The 19,781-nt window shown below is 59.3% G+C and carries 21 protein-coding genes; 6 read left to right on the plus strand and 15 right to left on the minus strand.

Going from position 1 to position 19,781, the window contains the following annotated elements; translation table 11 throughout:
• Positions 1-59: 59 nt before the first annotated feature.
• The 4 genes from fos to FGA82_RS17620 are packed head-to-tail and all read right to left on the minus strand — an operon-like array spanning position 60 to position 2,902.
• On the minus strand, positions 60-476 hold the full coding sequence (gene fos, locus FGA82_RS17605; RefSeq protein ID WP_141128025.1) for a fosfomycin resistance glutathione transferase: 417 nt from the start codon (positions 474-476) through the stop codon (positions 60-62).
• 4 nt (positions 477-480) lie between these two features.
• The gene (locus FGA82_RS17610) at positions 481-1,206 is read right to left on the minus strand and encodes a hypothetical protein (protein WP_141128026.1); all 726 of its coding nucleotides are present in this window, start codon (positions 1,204-1,206) and stop codon (positions 481-483) included.
• A gap of 27 nt (positions 1,207-1,233) precedes the next feature.
• The gene (locus tag FGA82_RS17615; protein ID WP_141128027.1) at positions 1,234-1,968 is read right to left on the minus strand and encodes a hypothetical protein; all 735 of its coding nucleotides are present in this window, start codon (positions 1,966-1,968) and stop codon (positions 1,234-1,236) included.
• 22 nt (positions 1,969-1,990) lie between these two features.
• Complete coding sequence (locus tag FGA82_RS17620) at positions 1,991-2,902, minus strand: LysR substrate-binding domain-containing protein (protein WP_171057302.1); 912 nt, start codon at positions 2,900-2,902, stop codon at positions 1,991-1,993.
• Positions 2,903-2,980: 78 nt separating this feature from the next.
• On the opposite strand from FGA82_RS17620, the gene FGA82_RS17625 reads away from it, so the two are divergent.
• Entirely contained in the window at positions 2,981-3,469 is a 489-nt protein-coding gene (locus FGA82_RS17625; RefSeq protein WP_141128029.1) for a DMT family transporter, read from the plus strand.
• A gap of 119 nt (positions 3,470-3,588) precedes the next feature.
• Here FGA82_RS17625 and FGA82_RS17630 read toward each other — a convergent pair whose 3' ends face one another.
• From FGA82_RS17630 to FGA82_RS17650, 5 genes are all read right to left on the minus strand, one after another.
• On the minus strand, positions 3,589-4,920 hold the full coding sequence (locus FGA82_RS17630) for an MFS transporter (protein WP_141128030.1): 1,332 nt from the start codon (positions 4,918-4,920) through the stop codon (positions 3,589-3,591).
• A 186-nt stretch (positions 4,921-5,106) separates the two neighbouring features.
• A complete protein-coding gene (locus tag FGA82_RS17635; protein WP_141128031.1) occupies positions 5,107-6,033 on the minus strand; it encodes a hydroxymethylglutaryl-CoA lyase in 927 nt (308 codons plus the stop codon).
• Positions 6,030-7,223 (minus strand): CaiB/BaiF CoA transferase family protein, encoded by a 1,194-nt coding sequence (locus tag FGA82_RS17640; protein WP_141128032.1) that lies wholly within the window; start codon positions 7,221-7,223, stop codon positions 6,030-6,032. Before FGA82_RS17640 ends, FGA82_RS17635 begins: the two co-directional genes overlap by 4 nt.
• Before the next feature lie 248 nt (positions 7,224-7,471).
• On the minus strand, positions 7,472-8,383 hold the full coding sequence (locus FGA82_RS17645) for a LysR family transcriptional regulator (protein ID WP_141128033.1): 912 nt from the start codon (positions 8,381-8,383) through the stop codon (positions 7,472-7,474).
• 83 nt (positions 8,384-8,466) lie between these two features.
• A complete protein-coding gene (locus tag FGA82_RS17650; RefSeq protein WP_141128034.1) occupies positions 8,467-9,768 on the minus strand; it encodes a hypothetical protein in 1,302 nt (433 codons plus the stop codon).
• A gap of 220 nt (positions 9,769-9,988) precedes the next feature.
• Between FGA82_RS17650 and FGA82_RS17655 the strand changes: the two genes are divergently transcribed.
• Positions 9,989-10,591, plus strand: coding sequence for a hypothetical protein (locus FGA82_RS17655; RefSeq protein WP_141128035.1), 603 nt, complete (start codon positions 9,989-9,991; stop codon positions 10,589-10,591).
• 28 nt (positions 10,592-10,619) lie between these two features.
• Here the strand turns inward: FGA82_RS17655 and yiaY are convergent, their stop codons facing one another.
• Positions 10,620-11,768 carry an L-threonine dehydrogenase gene (gene yiaY / locus FGA82_RS17660; protein ID WP_141128036.1) on the minus strand — a complete coding sequence of 383 codons (1,149 nt, stop codon included), beginning with the start codon at positions 11,766-11,768 and terminating at the stop codon, positions 10,620-10,622.
• 156 nt (positions 11,769-11,924) lie between these two features.
• Between yiaY and FGA82_RS17665 the strand changes: the two genes are divergently transcribed.
• Positions 11,925-12,944 (plus strand): DUF4917 family protein, encoded by a 1,020-nt coding sequence (locus tag FGA82_RS17665; protein WP_141128037.1) that lies wholly within the window; start codon positions 11,925-11,927, stop codon positions 12,942-12,944.
• Positions 12,945-13,043: 99 nt separating this feature from the next.
• Here the strand turns inward: FGA82_RS17665 and FGA82_RS17670 are convergent, their stop codons facing one another.
• A complete protein-coding gene (locus FGA82_RS17670) occupies positions 13,044-13,586 on the minus strand; it encodes a helix-turn-helix domain-containing protein (protein ID WP_141128038.1) in 543 nt (180 codons plus the stop codon).
• 106 nt (positions 13,587-13,692) lie between these two features.
• Between FGA82_RS17670 and FGA82_RS17675 the strand changes: the two genes are divergently transcribed.
• Positions 13,693-14,475, plus strand: coding sequence for an aldolase (locus tag FGA82_RS17675; RefSeq protein ID WP_141128039.1), 783 nt, complete (start codon positions 13,693-13,695; stop codon positions 14,473-14,475).
• Between the two features lie 22 nt (positions 14,476-14,497).
• Positions 14,498-15,379 carry a dihydrodipicolinate synthase family protein gene (locus FGA82_RS17680; RefSeq protein ID WP_141128040.1) on the plus strand — a complete coding sequence of 294 codons (882 nt, stop codon included), beginning with the start codon at positions 14,498-14,500 and terminating at the stop codon, positions 15,377-15,379.
• A gap of 129 nt (positions 15,380-15,508) precedes the next feature.
• Here FGA82_RS17680 and FGA82_RS17685 read toward each other — a convergent pair whose 3' ends face one another.
• The 3 genes from FGA82_RS17685 to FGA82_RS17695 all read right to left on the minus strand — a co-directional run bounded on the left by FGA82_RS17685 (position 15,509) and on the right by FGA82_RS17695 (position 16,937).
• Entirely contained in the window at positions 15,509-15,853 is a 345-nt protein-coding gene (locus tag FGA82_RS17685) for a YegP family protein (protein ID WP_141128041.1), read from the minus strand.
• Between the two features lie 183 nt (positions 15,854-16,036).
• A complete protein-coding gene (locus FGA82_RS17690) occupies positions 16,037-16,342 on the minus strand; it encodes a ribbon-helix-helix domain-containing protein (RefSeq protein ID WP_141128042.1) in 306 nt (101 codons plus the stop codon).
• A 13-nt stretch (positions 16,343-16,355) separates the two neighbouring features.
• A complete protein-coding gene (locus tag FGA82_RS17695; RefSeq protein WP_141128043.1) occupies positions 16,356-16,937 on the minus strand; it encodes a DJ-1/PfpI family protein in 582 nt (193 codons plus the stop codon).
• Positions 16,938-17,215: 278 nt separating this feature from the next.
• Here FGA82_RS17695 and FGA82_RS17700 point away from each other — a divergent pair, with 278 nt between their 5' ends.
• Positions 17,216-18,106, plus strand: coding sequence for a DMT family transporter (locus FGA82_RS17700; RefSeq protein ID WP_141128044.1), 891 nt, complete (start codon positions 17,216-17,218; stop codon positions 18,104-18,106).
• 125 nt (positions 18,107-18,231) lie between these two features.
• On the opposite strand, the gene FGA82_RS17705 is transcribed toward FGA82_RS17700, so the two are convergent.
• Positions 18,232-19,449, minus strand: coding sequence for a class I SAM-dependent methyltransferase (locus tag FGA82_RS17705; RefSeq protein ID WP_141128045.1), 1,218 nt, complete (start codon positions 19,447-19,449; stop codon positions 18,232-18,234).
• Positions 19,450-19,781 lie beyond the last annotated feature (332 nt).

The following is a 19,781-nucleotide window of genomic DNA, read 5'->3' on the forward strand; positions in this document are numbered from 1 at the left end:
GGAAACCTGCAAGCGCCAGAACACGTGGCCGCCAGTCTATATCAGCCGATTGCGCGTGTTCACTGCTCGTCGTAAAAACGCATGCCGGCGTACGGTTTTTGCCGACACGCTGCCAGTCGCGAAGCGAGATCGCCGACGTGGGCTTCAAGCTTGTGGCCATCGGGATCAAGGAAGTAGAACGATGCACCTTCGCTGCGGTTGTCGCGCCATTCCTGCACGTTCACCGCTTTTAGCTTTGCTACGAATGTTGAGAAATCGGCTGCATCGAGGCTGAAAGCGTAATGGGTGTAATCGACGCTCGGCTCGCTTGAGCGCGTTGAATCAAGCGACAAACACAACCACAGCCCGGGCAGCGACAGGTAGGCACCGGCGTCCCACGTGGCTTCAACGCGCAACTGCAGCACATCGCGATAGAACGCCAGGCTGCGCTGCAAATCGCCGACGGCGAGGGTCAAGTGGTTGAGGCCGGTAAGCATCGGGTCAGTAACCTCTGAGGTCTTCGGGGACGATGTATTGCTGGCCGTCGTAGGTCAGGGTGATCTGTTTTTGCTTCAGGCGGGTGGTATTGGAAACGCACTCTTTACCCGATTGCGTGTTTTTCATTTTGTTGCCGCTGGTGGTGACGATCAAATCGGCCAGACCATGATGGCTGGAAGGACCGATCTCGACAGTTCGGCGAATGGTCTTCGTATAGCCCTCGCAATTATTCATGAACTCGCCGTTGCTCTTGGCGACCACCAATCCCTCCAGCACCGGACGCAACTCATTGCCTTCGCGAACATACAGCGCCAGGTCAGTCTTCTCGTAGGGAATGGCGTGGGAACTGTGCGCGAACCTTGACCGCAAACCAAAAGCCCGAACATCCGGCGCCAGTCGATAGCGGGCCGTGTCGATGCGCAGATCCTCAAACCGCACAGCATCGGAGTTGTAAGCCCCCGGTTTACGGTAAGTAACGATGGGGTTGTAAGTGCTGGCGTTGACGATCGAAAGATCCAGATCGAACACCCCGGCATCATCGTCGCCGGGGTCGGCAAGATAAGTCGATTTAACCGCAATCGCCTGGTTCTGCACGGCCGGCCAGACTTTGCAGCGCGACAGGGATTTGCCGTCAAAGTCTTTGGTTTGGCAGGCGGCCTGGGCTTGGGCAGTTGTCGTTAAAAGACCCATTGCGATGAAAGAGCCTAGCAAGGTGATACGCGAAATCATTGTTCTTCCTTGAGTAAAAAATCGGTCTTAGTGGCCTTTGAAATCTTCAGGCACTGCGTAGTTTTTGCCGTCATAGCGAAGTGTCGTCAAGACCGGTTTTTGCGTGACGGTATTGGATACGCACGCCTCGCCCTCGCCCTCGCCAACGGTCGAGCTACGGATCGTTTTGATCATCAGGTCGGCATAGCCATGGCTGCTGGTCTTGGCCAGAGCCACGGTTCGCGTAGTCTCGTAGCGCTCCCCCGCACAATTGCCATCCCACTCACCGCCATATTCATAAACCACCAGCCGATCCATGACAGGACGCAATGCGTTGCCGTCTTTCACATAGAGCGACAACCAGGTTTCATCCAGAGGATTCACGCGCGAAGAGCCTTTGAACCGTACTCGCACGCCAAAGGCCTGCAATTGCGGTGCGAGCTTATAGCGGGCGGTATCGAATGTCAGTTCGTCCAGCGCGATGGCATCCACAGAGAATGCGGAGGGCTGATAAAAGCTCGCTAACGGCTGCGAGTCTGCGCTCGCCACCAAGGCCAAACGCAGATCGTAAAGCCCTATAGTCTCTGACGCGCCATACACCGGATCGGGCGAGAAATGGGCGGCGGCGGTGAGCGTCAGTCCGGGATACGCCGGCCAATCCTTGCAGAGGGAAAAATCCATCTCATGCGCTTTTGGCGCCGGCGTGCAATCGGCAAACGCCTGCCCCGCCAGCAACCACCCGCACAATGCCGCACACCCGATCCAGCCAGACTTCACTGTCACTTCCCGCTCCTTGATTATTTTTTCAGCCGCGCACTATCCCTTGCTCAATCATCCGATTCAACCAGTTCAACGCCTGATCCCCACCTCGCCGCTTGTGCCACGCCAGTACAAACGTAAACGGCGGTATCTCGAACGGCGGCGGCACCACGATCAGATCACGCTGATCGATCTCGCGCACGCTGCGTGAAGACACCGTAAGAATCAGATCCGTGCCACTGATGAACTGCGGCGCGACGTTCCAGTGCGGCAGGCTGATCGCGACGCGGCGACGCTCACGCAGAGACGTCAATGCGCGCTCGATTTCCGGTGTGCCGCTGCCGCGCATTTCCAGCAGAACGTGCGGCCGCGACAGGTAGCTCGGCAAATCCAGCACACCATTGGCCGGCAACGTCTGGCGATCCAGCAGGCAGACGTAGCGCTCTTCGAACAGCACCGAGCTGCGCAGTTCGTGGAGCATTTCCGGGAAGACCCCGGCAGCGACGTCGATATCGCCATTGAGCACGCCTTCCAGCATGCCTTCGCGACTGGCATGGCTGATTTGCAGGTCGATGCCCGGCGCTTCCCGGCGCAGGGTGCGGATCAGCGTAGGCAGAATGATCGCCGCGCCATAGTCCGACATGGCCACACGAAAGGTCCGACGCGCACTGGCCGGATCGAAGGTGTTCGGCGCCAACAGCGACTGCACCTGGGCCAGCGCTTCGGCCAACGGCGCGACCAGTTCCAGCGCTCGCGCGGTGGGCACCAGCGTCGAGCCGGCCCGCACCAGCAGCGGATCACCTAGCAAGTCGCGCAACCGTGCCAGCGCATGGCTGACCGCCGGTTGACTGAGGTGCAAACGCTCGGCGGCGCGGGTGACGTGCTGCTCGCTGAGCAAGGCGTCGAGGATCACCAGCAGGTTGAGGTCGATACGACGTAGATCATTCATCTGGTGCATGTTCTGGATGATGAAACGGAATTTAAATCTGCGCGACGAATACTCTAGAGTCCAGCAAAACCTGTTGGAGTGTTGAACATGAGTACGTGGCAGTGGGCTGGTTTGTTGATGCTGGCCGCGTTCGCCGGGGCGGTGGTGCCGTTTCAGAGTGCGATCAACAGCAACCTGGCGCGGGGACTGGGGCATCCGTTGTGGGCGACGTTGGCGTCGTTGCTGGTGAGTGTGTTGGTGTTGCTGCCGGTGATTCTGGCATTGCGTTTGCCGTTGCCGTCACTGGCGTTCATCAGCAAAGCACCACTGTGGATATGGGCCGGAGGGGCGTTTGGCGTGTGTTTTGTGGCGTTGGCAGTGGTGTTGCTGCCCAAGCTCGGCGCTTCCGGGTTTGTCGCGCTGGCGTTGGCTGGGCAAGTGATTGCGTCGATGGTGCTGGATCACTTTGGGTTGTTCGGGTTGGAGGAGAAACAGCTGACCGTGTCGCGGGTATTTGGCGCAGTGTTGTTGATTGCCGGGGTGGTGTTGATTCAGTTTGGTGGGGTGTTCGAGAGGAATGCAGTGGCTCCTGGATGATCGTTTGAATCGATGATTTCAGTGTCTGGAGGTCAGTCTTCGCGAGCAGGCTCGCTCCCACAGGGGAATGCATTTCAACTGTGGGAGCGAGCTTGCTCGCGAAGGTGTCAGAGCTGATATCAATATTTGTCGAGCGTGCGCAATTTCTGCGGCAAGCCCCACAGCAACAGTGCCGCAGCGATCAACGCCGCCACGCCGATTACATACAGCGCCGGCGTGGTGCTGCCGGTCAGATCTTTGATCCGCCCGACCATCACCGGGCTGACGATCCCGCCAAACTGCCCCAGCGTATTGATCACCGCAATCCCGCCCGCCGCACCAGCGCCCGCCCCGGCCAACAACTTCGGTGGCAAGGTCCAGAAGCTCGGAATCGAGGCAATGATCCCGGCGCCAAGTAGACCGAGGGCGACAATCAGGAACGTGGTGTGGCTGGCAAATATCCCCGCACTGAAAAAGCCGATAGCCCCGACAATCACCAACCCGGCAACAAACTTGCGCCGCTCACCGGTGGCATCCGACAGACGCCCGATCACCACCATGCTGATCGCCCCGCAAATATACGGAATGGCCGTCAGCAGACCGATCATCACCGGGCTCTCGGTACCGGCGCTGCGGATCAGTTGCGGTGCCCAGAAATTCAAACCGTAGGACGCCACCTGAATCAGAAAGTAGATCAGCCCCAACGTCAGGAAACCCGGAATCTTCAACGCCGCGAGCAACGATCCACCGCTCTTGTGCGGCTCATGTTGGGCGATGCGGCTGGAGAGCAACTTCTTCTCATCAGCCGTCAGCCAGTGCGCGTCCTCAATGCGATCCTTGAGCAGCATCAGCACCAGAAAACCGAGACCGATGCACGGTACGCCGCCGAGCAGGAACAGCCAGTGCCAGCCGCGCATTTGCAGCACGCCGTCGAGGTGCTCCAGCACCAGCCCGGAGAACGGCGCGCCAACCAGCCCGGCAAATGCCGAAGCGAGAAACAGCATCGAGGTAATGCGACCACGGAAATGCTGCGGGAACCACAGCGTCAGGTAATACAGCACGCCCGGGGCAAACCCGGCTTCCATCGCGCCGATCACAAAGCGCAGCGCGTAAAACTGCCATTCACTGTTGACGAACACCATCGCCGCCGTCGCCACGCCCCAGGACATCATGATTCGGGCTATCCAGCGCCGCGCGCCAACCTTGTACAGCATCATGTTGCTAGGCACTTCGAACAGCACGTAACCGACCACGAACAACCCGGCGCCGAGGCCGTAAGCGGTATCGCTCAGGCTTAGGTCGGTCTGCAACTGGAACTTGGCAAAGCTGATGTTGATGCGGTCGAAAAAAGCGAACAGGTAGCAGACCATGATCAGCGGCATCAGGCGCCAGGCGACCTTGCTGACCAGGGCTTTTTCGGCGTCGTGATCGACGGACGGACTCGCGCCCGCCTCCATTACATTGAGACTCATAGCTTTTCTCCAGGCGGACTGCCGGTGGGCGTCCGATTGTTTTTGTTGTCTGGTTATGACGCTCACTGTGGAGCGTTTTTTTGTGGGAGCGAGCTTGCTCGCGAAGGCGTCGAGTCAGTCGAAATCAAATGGGAATGATGCACCGTCTTCGCGAGCAAGCTCGCTCCCACATGGGGATTTGTATATTCAGGTGGGGATGGGGTGCAGGTCGCAGTTGCGTCCGGCCTTGGCCAGTTGGCCGGGGACTTCGTGGCCCAGCAGATCCGGCAAGCTGCGCGAGAGTTTCAGCAGCAGCGGCAAGTCGATGCCGGTGTGAATACCGATCTCATCGCACAGGTTTACCAGGTCTTCAGTGCAAATATTGCCCGACGCACCCGGCGCAAACGGACAGCCACCGAGACCACCAAGCGCCGCATCGAAACGCCGCGCCCCCGCCTCGTAAGCCGCCAGCACATTGCACAAACCCAGACCACGGGTGTTGTGGAAATGCAGGGTCAGATCCGCCGGAGAAACCCGCTGCAACACTCGCCGTACCAACCGGTCGACTTGGCGCGGATTGGCCATGCCAGTGGTGTCGGCCAGGGTGATGCCCTGAATCCCGAGTTCCTGATACGCGTCGACGATCTGCAGTACGCGATCCTCGTCGATCTGGCCTTCGAACGGGCAACCGAACGTCGTCGCGATACTGCCATTGAGGCGCACACGGGAGCCGCTGGCGAACGCGACAATCTCTGCAAACGCCGCCAGCGAATCCTCGCAGCGCATGCGCATATTGGCCATGTTGTGCGTCTGGCTGGCGGACATCACCAGATTCAACTCGTCGGCACCCGCCGCCAATGCACGCTGTGCGCCTTTGAGGTTGGGAATCAGCGCGACATAAATCACCCCCGGCTGTCGCTCAATGCCAGTGAAAACCTGCTCGCCATCGCGCAGTGCCGGAATGGCTTTCGGAGAGACGAACGAGCCGGCTTCGATGCGACTGAAACCGGCCAGCGACAGTTGATCGATCAGCGCGATCTTGTCAGCGGTTTCCACCCAGGTCGGCTCGATCTGCAAACCGTCGCGTGGCGAGACTTCCTGGACGATCAGGGTTTGCGAATAGTCGGTGATCATTGCACCACCCCTTGGTTCTTCAGGCGTTCGATGTCGAGTTCAGTCAGGCCGAGGCCGGCGAGAATGCCGTCGGTGTGTTGGCCAAGTGTCGGCCCCGACCAGTTAACGCCGCCGGGGGTTTCCGAGAGCTTGGGAACGATGCCGGGCATCTTCACTGTTGCACCGCCGGGCAACTCGGCATTGAGCAGCATATCGCGTGCCTGATAGTGCGGATCAGCGACGATGTCTGCCACCGAATAAATGCGTCCGGCCGGCACTTCAGCGGCTTCCAGCGCGGCGAGTACATCGTCGATCGGCAGGCTGCTGGTCCAATGGGTGATCGCGGCATCGAGCAAACCGCTCTTGGCCGCCCGGCCGTCGTTGTGGGCGAATTCCTCTGCATCAGCCAGGTCATCGCGACCGATGGTTTGCATCAGCCGCTTGTAGATCGGGTCGCTGTTGCCGGCAATTACCACGTAAGCGCCATCCGCCGTGAGGTAAGTGTTGGACGGTGCGATACCTGGCAACGCGCCGCCGCTGCGTTCGCGAACATGGCCAAGCATGTCGTACTCCGGCACCAGGCTTTCCATGACGTTGAACACGCTTTCGGCCAGCGACACATCGACAATCTGCCCGCCGCCCTGCCCGGTCTTGACCCGCAGCAGCGCCATCAACGCGCCGATCACCGCGTGCAGCGAGGCCAGCGAATCGCCGAGGCTGACGCCGACCCGCGCCGGTGGCGAACCGGGACTGCCGGTGGTGTAACGAATGCCGCCCATGGCCTCGCCGATCGCGCCGAAGCCGGGACGATCGCGGTACGGGCCGGTCTGACCGTAGCCGGAAATACGCACGAGGGTGAGATTGGGGTTTAGCGCGTGGAGCACATCCCAGCCGAGGCCAAGTTTTTCCAGTGCACCGGGGCGCAGGTTTTCGATGATCACGTCGGCATCGCTGGCCAGTTGCTTGACCAGTTCAATGCCTTCGGCAGATTTGAGGTTGAGCGCCAGCGACTTCTTGTTGCGTGATTGCAGGTACCACCACAGCGACGTGCCTTCGTGCAGCTTGCGCCATTTGCGCAGCGGGTCGCCCTGACCCATGGCTTCGATCTTGATCACCTCGGCGCCGAATTCGGCGAGCATGCGCGCAGCAAACGGCGCGGCAATCAGCGTGCCGATCTCGATCACTTTGATCGCACTCAAAGGGGCAGTCATCGCGGGGTACCTCTTGTTCTTGGAATATGCGCCAAGGCTAGAGGAACGATGATCGGGCAATCCAGCCGTCTCTCGGCAATGGGCGTTCGCCAAATGCGAACGCTCAAAGGTGATGTGGTGAGTTCGAGGCCGCCTTCGCGAGCAAGCTCGCTCCCACAGGGATTGAGATCAGCCGCAAAATCTGAATACACCACAAAACCTGTGGGAGCGAGCTTGCTCGCGAAGAGGCCGGAACATTCACTGGAGATCTACGCTCCCTGCCCCCGCAAATGCTCAAACAACAACCGGCTCACCGGCGACAATCCCGCCTCATCGCGCACCACCACAATCAACGCGCGATCCGACCAGTCATCCGTCAACGGCACCGCGTGCAACCCCAGCGCCTGGCCAAACAGTTCATAAGCACGCTGCGGCAAAATGCCGATGCCCATGTTGGCCTGGACCATCCGGCACACCGCATCGAACCCCGGCACATGAATGCGAATGCGCAAGACCTTGCCGGCCTGTCGCGCCGCCGCGTGGGTACGCATGTTGATCGAACTGGCCGCGTGCAATCCGACGTAATCACTGTCCAGGGTTTCAGCGAAAGCCACTGATTCACGCGCGGCCAACGGATGCTCCGGCAGCATCACCACCACCAGTTTGTCCTGACGGTACAACACGCTGTGCAGACCTTTGGTATCGCTGTCATTGGAGCAGATACCCAGATCCGCCACGCCATCAAGCACGCCTTGAATCACCCCAGCACTGGGTCGCTCTTCCAGGTCGGTCTTGACCTGCGGATGCTGCGCGGAAAAGTCGCGCAAGTCTTCGGGAAGAAACTGGATGATCGCCGAGAGGTTCGCCAGCATGCGCACATAACCGCGTACGCCGTGGCTGTGTTCACCCAGTTCCAGGCCCATTTTCTCGACGTTGAACAACATCTGCCGCGCATGGTGCAGCAGCGTTTCGCCGGCGGGCGTCAGCGTCATGCCCTTGGCCTGACGCACGAACAAGCTGATCCCGAGCGCCTCTTCCAGCTCCATCAGGCGCTTGCTTGCCGCCGACACCGCGATGGCTTCGCGCGAGGCCGCGCGGGTCAGCGTGCCCTCTTCGTGGACGGCGACAAACAGTTGCAGGGTGATCAGGTCGAGGCGGCGGATCAGGCTCTTTTGCAGCATGGAGGGCTCGCTGACTGGGGTTGTTCCAAGTCGGCAGGATAGCCCGGATTTCAATCACACCGAAAATGTGATGAACCTGCCCGTCAGCTCGCCGCTGTCAGCAATCGCACCAGATGAGCCACTTCATTGCTCTGCCCCAACACCAGCATTGACGAGCCCTGCAGACAGGCGTCCTGCGCAATCCACTCGATAGCGGCCGCGCCTTTTACATCAAATGCCGGATCCACGGCGCCGTCGACCAATAAGCCTCCCGTGAGTAACCGTCGTTCGCCGTCCGAGGTCTGTCCGACCGTGACGATCCGTTTGCCTGCGATGTCATCCAGCGCAAGCCCTGCTTTCCAGCCTCTGAGATCGAGTACTCCTGTCGCAGCGGTGATAACAGGGTTGTTACCGTTGAATTTTTCATCCATTCGGCCGGCGTAGGTGATGCCGCTTATAAATGCATGCTGGAATTTGTCTCCTGCCGACGCTTCGACCGCCGATCCGATCAACAGCAAGCGCTCTGACGTTTGCACAATGATCTGCGCCACCGAGCTTTCGAGCGGCTTGTTATCCTTTTGAAGGTTCAACAGCAATGTCCCTTTATTGCCAAACGCTTCTGCGACTTTTCCGCTGTGGTCGAACGCCATGACCAATCCCTGGTTGGTTACTTCTGTTTTGCCATGCACGAGAATCAGTCCATTGCCGAGCTGGACGATTCCCGGCAATGCAATCGCCACCCCTGGCAGTGTCAGGACAATCCAGCCATTGGTAGCGAACAATGAATCGTCCGAGCCATCGAGATTGAACCGCGCCAGCAATCCACTGCCCTTTTGCGAGGTCACGAACAGTAGTCTGTCCGGCTCTGCTGCCTGAGGAGTGGATTTCGCCAGAATCAGACGCCCGCCCGTGGCACCTGTCAGCAGAGGAATACGCGTGGGCACGATCCGATAGCCGCTCTTATCGTCGCCGAACCCGGTGTCCGGCGAGCCGTCGGGCAGAAAGCGGGCGATGACCTGTTGGTAATCGATGGCCGTGCCTTTGATCACGCCAATCACACCGCACAGGTAGATCCGTCCGATTGCATCCACGATCAACTTTCCGGCTTGCGAGAGCAGACCATTGCCAAATTGGCCGCGAAGATAGCCGTCATCACCAAAGCCCCGATCTCGATCTCCATTGGCATCCAGACGCACCAAGCCGAAATACGAAAGCCCCGATACCTCAACGGTTGCGCTGACCATGATCTGCCCTGACGGGGTTATCGCCACCCCACGGCCAATGGTTTTGCTCGCTCCGGGAAAATTCAGCGTTCGCAGGCCAAAGCGCTCATCCAGTTCTCCTGCTGATTGTGCTTTTGCTGTTCTGGGGGCTTTCGATACTGTGGGTGCTGTGGCTTTCGGCATGTTCGTGTGCTCCTTGAGAGATCGAAGTCGACCTCCGTTGTCAGAGCATTCGATCCGAAGCAGCCACGCCAGACAACTGACAGAAATGACAGTTTTTTAGAAGAAAATGAAATTACCAATCAAGCAAAAAAAGCTAAAAAACTAGTAGTTTTTACAGGTTCGAAACGAAATTCGTCATGCCAATCTCTCGACTCACATTCAGCCCGAAACGAGAAAAGCAATGAGCACGCCCGACGAGCAGAATACCCAACCAGCCCCGCCGACCATCACGCTCCCCGAAGAGGGCAGCACCACGGGGCCTGCAACACTGTTGCTCGGCAGCGGTATACCGGGTGCGCTGGTGCAGGTTTGGAACATTGAAAACACACATTCGCTCGGTGGTGGACAGATCAGCGCAAATGGACGATGGGCGTTTAGCATCAGCGGTGCCCAGTTTCCGGGGCAGCAGGGGATTCGCGCCCACCAGACGTGGGAAGGCATCAAGTCAGACTGGAGTGAGGAGCGCAAATATACCGTGCGGTTGCGGCCCGATATCGACGTCCCGGTGATTTCCGAACCGCAAGAGGGAGCACAGGTAGATTCGGTTCCGGTCTTCTCAGGTGATGTCACACAGGCCACTGGCTTCGTTAACATTTTCGACCTGGACACTGGCCTTGAGATTGCCAGAGCCAATGTGGACAGCACCCGGCAATGGCGTACTCAGGTGACGCAGCCCTTACCTGCCGCACAGTACCGGACGTCCGCCGTTCACAACATCGATGGCAAGGTTTCAGACTGGGGCCGCGTTCGAACCTTTACGGTGACCGAGAACGGCAAAACCTGACGTTCAAGGCTTTCATCCAGTCAGCTCCTCAAAACGCGTTACGAAAAATCTCCTCGATCTGGCGCTGATCTGCCGCCCGAGGATTGGTCAGGCCGCAGGCGTCCTTCAAAGCATTGGTGGCCAGCACCGGGATATCGCTGAGCTTGGCGCCGAGTTCGCGCAGGCCACCGGGAATCTCGACATCTTTGGCCAGGCAGCGGATCGCATTGATCGCCGCTTGGGCACCCTCTTCCGCGCTGAAACCACGAATATCCGCGCCCATGGCGTGAGCGACATCGGTCAGGCGATCGGCGCAAACCAGCGCGTTGAACGTCTGCACATGGGGCAGCAGCACGGCGTTGCACACACCGTGGGGCAAGTCGTAAAACCCGCCCAACTGATGCGCCATCGCATGCACGTAACCGAGCGAGGCATTGTTGAACGCCATACCGGCGAGAAACTGCGCGTACGCCATGTTTTCCCGCGCGGCGAGGTCGCTGCCGTCGCGCACGGCCAGGCGCAGGTTGTTGCTGATCAGGGTCATGGCCTTCAGCGCACAGGCATCGGTGATCGGATTGGCAGCGGTCGAGACGTAGGCTTCGATGGCGTGGGTCAACGCATCCATGCCGGTTGCGGCGGTCAGGCCTTTGGGCATGGCAACCATCAGCTCCGGGTCGTTGACCGACAGCAGCGGCGTGACGTTGCGGTCAACGATGGCCATTTTCACGTGGCGCGATTCGTCGGTGATGATGCAGAAACGGGTCATCTCACTGGCGGTGCCGGCGGTGGTGTTGATCGCGATCAGCGGAAGTTGCGGCTTGCTCGATTGATCGACACCTTCATAGTCACGGATCTGCCCGCCATTGGTTGCGCACAGCGCAATACCTTTGGCGCAGTCGTGCGGCGAACCGCCGCCCAGCGACACGACAAAATCACAGCGACTCTCCTTGAGCAGTCCCAGACCCGACTCGACATTGGCAATGCTCGGGTTCGGTTTGGCGCCGTCGAAAATCACCGAATCGATGTCCTGCATCGCCAGTTTCTCAGCGACCATGGTTGCCACGCCAGCCTTGGCCAACCCGGTGTCGGTGACGATCAGCGCCTTGCGAAAACCGTAGTTGCGGATCGCAACCATGGCCTCGTCGAGGCAACCGTTGCCCATGATGTTTACCGCCGGAATGAAAAAGGTACTGGTCATGCGCGCGTCTCCTGACAGGGGCCGAATCGACTGCTCCGGTTCGGCGGATAGACACAGCATCGACCGATCGGTCACGAGCGATGTTGATCTGGCTCAATGCCCGCTCGTGATAAAGTCGCCGCCCATCAGCCCCTTTGTTTTGAGACCGCCTACGCAATGACCGATTTTCTGGATGTCGACGCCAGCCTCGAAGACTGGAACACCCTGCGCGCCGCGACCGAGTTCAACGGCTTGCTGGTGGGCAATGGCGCCAGCCGTGCGGTGTGGGACGATTTCGGCTATGACTCGCTGTTCGAAAACGCCCGTACCGTCGAAGAGAAACCGCTGAGCCCGTCGGAACTGGCAGTGTTCGACGCGATGCAGACGCGCAGCTTCGAGCAGGTCCTTGGCGCGCTGAAAACCACCAGCCGGGTCAACAAGGCGCTGGCCGTCAGCTCGGCGGCGCCGCGCAATCGCTACTATGCGATCAAGGAAGCGCTGATCAACACCGTGCACGCGGTGCATATTCCTTGGCGACTGGTGAAGCCTTCGACGCTGGCGACGTTGAACGAAGAACTGGCGCGCTATCGCACTGTGTTCACCACCAATTACGACTTGCTTAATTACTGGGCGCTGCAACATCAAAGCGACGCCATCGACGATCTCTTCAACGGCGCCAACGCGAGTTTTGATCTGAGCGAAACTGCCACCGACAAACCGCGCCTGTTGTACCTGCACGGCGGTCTGCATCTGGTGCGCAATCAGGACGGCACCGCGCGCAAATTGACCTCAACCGAGGGCACGCTGCTCGGCAGCTTCGCCATCAACAACACGATCAAGACGCTGGATGACGTGCCGCTGTTCGTCACCGAAGGGCCGAGCGCGGACAAGCTCAAGACCATTCGCAGTTCGGATTATCTGTCGTTCTGTTATGAGCAGTTGCTCGGGCATGGCGGCAATTTGTGCATCTTTGGTCATGCGTTGGGCGAGCAGGATGCGCACATTGTTCGGGCGCTGCGCATGGCGAAGCCTGCGACAGTGGCGATCTCGATTTATCCGCGCAGTGCAGCGTTTGTTCAGCATCAGAAGCGGCATTACGCGAAGGTGTTTGAGGGGACGGGCGTGGAGTTGCGGTTTTTTGATGCCAAGAGCCATGCGCTCGGGAATCCGAAGTTGTCGGTGCCGGTCGAGGTTTAATGTAGACCCCGCCGACGCCTTCGCGAGCAAGCTCGCTCCCACATTGGAACGCGGTCTACTGTGGGAGCGAGCTTGCTCGCGAAGCTTTTAGCAGATACCTCATTCTTCGCTGCTGTGCACCACCACCAGCAACTGCGCTTGCACCTCCCCCACCGACCTGATCCGGTGTGGCTTCTGCGCATTGAAGTGCAGCGCATCACCGCGCTCCAGCAGCACCTTCTCGTTCATGAAGTCCACTTCAACCTGCCCTTCGTGAACGAACAGAAACTCCTCGCCCAGATGCTCCTTGAAGGTTTTGTCGCTGAACTCTTTTGGCGGGTAGATGATGAACGGCAGCAGGTTTCGTTCGCTGACCTGGTGCGCCAGCACCGCATAACCCGGGCTCTGATCGTTTGCCGACAGTGACTGCCGTTCGTGACTGCGCACCAGGCTGTAGCTGTCGAGGCTGACGCTGTCTTCGGAGAACAATTCCTCGACTTTCACATTCAGCGCTTTCGCCAGTTTCAACGCGGCAGCAATCGACGGGGTGTTCAGCCCGCGTTCGACTTTGGACAGATAACTCTTGGTCATGCCGGATTTTTCGGCCAGTGCCTCAAGGGTTACACCAAGTTTTTTTCTCAATAATTTCAAACGGATAGACATGCGCGACGGTTATTCCAGCAAGGAAGCGACGATTTGTGCTTGCCAATGACACTTTGTGTCATATAGCCTCTTTCGTGTCATTTGCAATCACCCAAAGGACACAGACATGGCCAAGACATTAGCACTACCCAAAGACCAACTGGTCAAGCAAGCGCTGACCCAGATGCAAAAAACCCTGGCGGATAATACGTGGACGGACCGGCAAAAGCTGGCCCTGACCTGTCGGATTCTTTTCGAGAACGGCCACGACTCAGGCCTTGCTGGCCAAATCACCGCCCGTGGCCCGCAACCCGGCACCTATTACACTCAGCAACTGGGCCTGGGTTTCGATGAAATCACCGCGAGCAATCTGCTGCTGGTCAACGAGGATCTGGAAGTCCTCGAAGGTCACGGCATGGCCAACCCGGCCAACCGTTTCCATAGCTGGGTGTACCGCGCTCGCCCGGATGTAAATTGCATCATTCACACCCACCCGACCCACGTTGCCGCGCTGTCGATGCTTGAAGTGCCGCTGCAGATTTCCCACATGGACCTGTGCCCGCTGTACGACGACTGCGCGTTTCTCGAAGGTTGGCCGGGTGTACCGGTGGGCAACGAAGAAGGCGAGTTGATTGCCGGTGCCCTGGGCGACAAACGCGCGATCCTGCTTTCGCACCACGGTCAGCTGTCGACCGGTACGACGATTGAAGAGGCGTGTGTCATCGCCCAACTGATCGAACGCGCGGCCAAGCTGCAATTGCTGGCGATGGCCGCCGGCACGATCAAACCGATCATCCCCGAGCTGGGCCGCGAGGCGCATGACTGGATCGCCAAGCCGAAACGCCACGCCGCCGCCTTCAACTACTACGCCCGGCAGAACCTGCGTCAACACGCCGATTGCCTGAACTGAACCCTGTTACGGAGAGATTCCCATGTCCACTATTCACGGCATCATCGGCTACACCATCACCCCGTTCGGCGCCAACGGCGAAGGACTGGATCTGCCCGCCCTGGGTCAATCGATCGATCGCCTGATCGACAGCGGCGTCCACGCCATCGCACCACTGGGCAGCACCGGCGAAGGCGCTTACCTGAGCGACGCGGAGTGGGATCAGGTCGCCGAATTCAGCATCAAGCAGGTGGCCAAACGCGTGCCGACCATCGTCAGCGTGTCTGACCTGACCACCGCCAAAGCCGTGCGCCGAGCGCGTTTCGCCGAAGCTCACGGGGCCGACGTGGTGATGGTGCTGCCAGCCTCGTACTGGAAGCTCACTGAGGCGGAAATCCTCGCCCACTACCGCGCCATCGGCGAGAGCATCGGCGTGCCAATCATGCTCTACAACAACCCGGCCACCAGCGGCACCGACATGTCGGTGGATTTGATTCTGCGCATCGTCAATGCCGTGGAAAACGTGACCATGGTCAAGGAGAGCACCGGCGATATTCAGCGCATGCACAAACTGCAACTGCTCGGTGAAGGTCAGGTGCCGTTCTACAACGGCTGCAATCCGCTGGCGCTGGAAGCGTTTGCCGCCGGGGCGAAAGGCTGGTGCACGGCGGCGCCGAACTTGATTCCACAACTGAATCTGGACTTGTACGAGGCCGCCATGGCTGGGGATCTGGATCGGGCGCGGGATTTGTTCTACCGCCAATTGCCGCTGCTGGATTTCATTCTCAAGGGGGGCTTGCCGGCGACGATCAAAGCCGGGTTGCGGCAGACCGGGCTGGAGGTGGGCGATCCGCGTTTGCCGGTATTCCCATTGAGTGAAGCGGGCCAGACTCAGCTGCAAGCAATCCTCAAGACCCTGCGCTGATCTCACTGACACCACAAAAACCAATGTAGGAGTGAGCCTGCTCGCGATCGCGGTGAATCAGTTGAACATGTGTCGACTGACCCTCCGCGATCGCGAGCAGGCTCACTCCTACAGGGGGATGTGCTGAGGTCAGAGCACCGGCAAAGTCTTGTCCTTGATCACTTTGCTCGGACCGTTCGTTTTAACGCTGGCAATGCCTTTATCGCACGCGGCATTCGAGGAATAGGATTCACTGCTGCCAATGATCTGGTGGTTGGCCGCTTTCAGATTGAAGTACGGGTGGCCGTCCTTCGTCGACTTCTTCTCGTAGCGCTCATCCAGCGGGCTGTTGGTTTGCACTGAAGCGATACCGCCGTCGGCCGCTGCGCGAGTGGTGTACAGCTCGCTGGTCAGAATCGTTTCGGCATTCGCCGCTTTCAGCACGAACCTGAACTGGCCGTTGCTGCTTTTACTGATTTCGTACCATCCGGACATGCTCGTTGCTCCTTGGCGATTGAGAGATTTCGCGCAAATGAGTAAAGACCAGCCCCAGACTTCTGTCGCCTGTACCGGCCCCTTCGCGAGCAAGCTCGCTCCCACATGGGACCGCATTCCAGTTGCAGAACGCGGTCGAAAGTGGGAGCGAGCTTGCTCGCGAAAGGGTCACTGCGATGCTGGCTATTTCACCACCGCCCGCACCACCGACAACTCAGGCGCAGTTACCCGCCGCTGACTCAGATAGCGCGTACAACTCACCCGCAGGAACGAGGCAAAATTCACCACTTCGCCGCGATAATCCATCACCTCTTCATACAGTTTGGCGATCAGTTGGTTGGTGGTCATGCCGTCGACCTCGGCAATCTCGCTGAGGATGTCCCAGAACTGATTCTCCAGACGCAACGTGGTCACCACGCCGCAGATGCGCAGCGAGCGCGAGCGTGACTCGTAGAGAATCGGGTCAGCCTTGACGTAGAGCTCGCACATCGGCGAATCCTCGTTACAGGGTGATTTTGGTGCCGAGCAAGCCAAGGAAACCGGCCAGCCAGTTCGGATGCGCCGGCCATGCCGGTGCCGTGGCCAGATTGCCTTGAACGTGGCCGTCCGTCACCGGAATGTCGATGTACGTGCCACCCGCCAGCCGCACTTCCGGGGCGCAGGCCGGATAGGCGCTGCATTCGCGGCCTTCAAGAACGCCCGCTGCCGCCAGCAGTTGTGCGCCGTGGCAGACCGCGGCAATCGGTTTACCGGCCTTGTCGAAAGCGCGCACCAGGTCGAGGACTTTTTCGTCGAGGCGCAGGTATTCCGGGGCACGACCGCCGGGGATCAACAGCGCGTCGTAATCGGCCTCGCTGACCTTGGCGAAGTCGAAGTTGAGGGCGAACAGGTGACCAGGCTTTTCGCTGTAGGTCTGATCGCCTTCGAAATCATGGATCGCGGTGCGCACGGTTTTGCCGGCAGCCTTGTCCGGGCACACAGCGTGGACGGTGTGACCGACCATTTGCAGGGCCTGGAACGGCACCATTACTTCGTAGTCTTCGACGTAATCGCCGACCAGCATCAGGATCTTTTTCGCGGCCATGGGGAGGACTCCTCTGGGGGAAATGCTTGGGAGTGTTCAAGGTAGACCTTATCCAGCGGCTCGGGTAACAACCGGCTACTACCTGAGACCGTGTCATCGTTCTTCGCGAGCAAGCTCGCTCCCACATTGGAATGCGATCCACTGTGGGAGCGAGCTTGCTCGCGAAGGGGCCCTGAAACTGTACGCCTAAGTCCGTGCCTAGCTGTAACAGCCCGTACACCACGAATTATGGCTAGATGAGGAAACCTTTCTACCATCCCGACATCTGGTCCCCCATCATGTCCTCGCGCGAAAACACCGGCATGGCCCTCGGCCTGCTCGGCGTGGTGATTTTCAGCCTCACCCTGCCCTTCACCCGCATCGTGGTGCAGGAACTGCATCCGCTGCTCAACGGTTTGGGCCGAGCACTGTTCGCGGCAATTCCGGCGGCGGCGCTGTTGTTATGGCGCCGCGAGAAGTGGCCGACGTGGCAGCAAGTCAAAGGCCTGAGCCTGGTGATCGCCGGGGTGATTCTGGGTTTTCCGGTACTGTCGGCGTGGGCCATGCAAACGTTGCCGGCGTCCCACGGTGCCTTGGTCAACGGTTTGCAACCGCTGTGCGTGGCGCTGTATGCCGCGTGGTTGTCCCACGAGCGTCCGTCGAAAGCCTTTTGGGCCTGTGCGGCGCTGGGTAGCGCGCTGGTGCTCGGGTATGCGTTGTATACCGGCGCTGGGAGTATTCAGGCGGGTGACCTGTTGATGCTCGGGGCGATTGCCGTCGGTGGGCTGGGGTACGCCGAGGGCGGGCGACTGGCCAGGGAGATGGGCGGCTGGCAGGTGATCTGCTGGGCGCTGGTGCTGTCGACGCCGCTGTTGATCGGGCCGGTGCTGTATCTGGCGCTGCAACATCAAGGCGCGGTGTCGGCCAAGACCTGGTGGGCGTTTGGTTATGTGGCGCTGTTTTCGCAGTTTCTTGGATTCTTTGCGTGGTACGCCGGGCTGGCCATGGGCGGCATTGCCCGGGTCAGTCAGATCCAGTTGTTGCAGATCTTCTTCACCATCGCGTTTTCGGCGCTGTTCTTTGGTGAACATGTCGAGCCGATAACCTGGGTGTTTGCCTGCGGAGTCATCGCCACTGTCATGCTCGGCCGCAAGACTGCGGTGAGCCCGGCACAACCTGCTACAGCTTGAACACATAACCTTGTAGGAGCTGCCGAAGGCTGCGATCGTTTGACTTTGTTTTTTAAGATCAAAAGATCGTCCGATCGCGGCCCGAGCCTTCGGCAGCTCCTACAGTGGTTGCATTGCAGATGTGGTCAGGCCAGAAAGCCGTCGGCGCGCAGCAGGGTTTCCAGGCAGTGCTCGCTGATGTTGTAGAACGCTTTCAACTCTTCGATCTTCACCAACAACTGGGCCGAATCCACCGGCTCGGCGCGTTTCACCGCGAGAATCATCTTGTTCTTGTTGGTGTGATCCAGCGAGATGAACTCGAAGACCTTGGTCTCGTAACCGCAGGCCTCAAGGAACAACGCGCGCAGACTGTCGGTGACCATTTCCGCCTGCTGGCCGAGGTGCAAACCGTATTGCAACATCGGTTTGAGCAGCGCCGGGCTCTGGATCTGCAGGCGGATCTGTTTGTGGCAACACGGCGAGCACATGATGATCGACGCGCCCGAGCGGATGCCGGTGTGGATCGCGTAGTCAGTGGCGATGTCGCAGGCATGCAGGGCGATCATCACATCGAGCTCGCTCGGCGCCACGCTGCGCACGTCACCGCACTTGAACACCAGCCCCGGATGATCGAGTTTTGCCGCCGCGGCGTTGCACAGGTTGACCATTTCCTCACGCAGCTCGACGCCGGTGACTTCGCCCTCGGCCTTCAAGGTGTTGCGCAGGTAATCGTGAATCGCGAAAGTCAGATAACCCTTGCCCGAACCGAAATCCGCCACACGCACCGGTTTGTCCAGCGCCAGCGGCGACGAGGTCAGCGCATGGCTGAACACTTCGATGAACTTGTTGATCTGCTTCCACTTGCGCGACATCGCCGGAATCAGCTCGTTTTGGGCATTGGTCACGCCCAGGTCCTTGAGGAACGGCCGACTCAATTCGAGGAAGCGATTTTTCTCGCGGTTGTGCTCGGCGGACGGCGCTTCGCGCAATTGCTGAGGTTTGCTTTTGAACAGCGAACTCTTGCCCTTTTTGCTGTATTCGAGCTGGGCTTCGTCAGTGACGGCGAGCAAATGCGCATTTTTGAACGAGGCCGGCAGCAGCGCGGCAATGGTCGCAACACCTTCGCTTAGCGGCAGGTTTTTGGTGATGTCGCGGGTTTTGTAGCGATAGACGAAGGACAAGTTCGGCTGCGCTTTGACGGTGACCGCTTTGATGATCACCCGCTGCAGCTCCGCTTCGTCACCGACGTACTTGGCCAGCACCAGTTTGATGAAGCCGTTCTGGTCGAGGCTGGTTTGCAGCAGCTCGATGAACTGGGCGTGGTGATCGGGCGCAGGCTTGGTAACAGGTGCAGTAACGGACATGAAAAAGCGGCCTCGGACGGGCGAAATCGGGAATGGCGGGTATTTTAGGGGGGGATGGGGGTTGGGGACACGCTCTTATTTACCCAACGGTTGTCAGAAGCACCCTCACCCTAGCCCTCTCCCAGAGGTAGAGGGGACTGACCGAGGTGTTTTCACGAGTTACGCCGACCTGAAATACCGAGCCGAACTCAGGTATCAGAAGCATCAAATCAAACGATTATCTGTTGATCCATAATCGACTCGGCCTTTCAGGTCGATGTCGAGCGCAAGACAGCGCGGTCGGCCCCCTCTCCCTCTGGGAGAGGGCTGGCGTGGGTAAAGACCGGGTACAT

The organism is Pseudomonas fluorescens (assembly GCF_005938625.1).
Classification (GTDB): domain Bacteria; phylum Pseudomonadota; class Gammaproteobacteria; order Pseudomonadales; family Pseudomonadaceae; genus Aquipseudomonas; species Aquipseudomonas fluorescens_BD.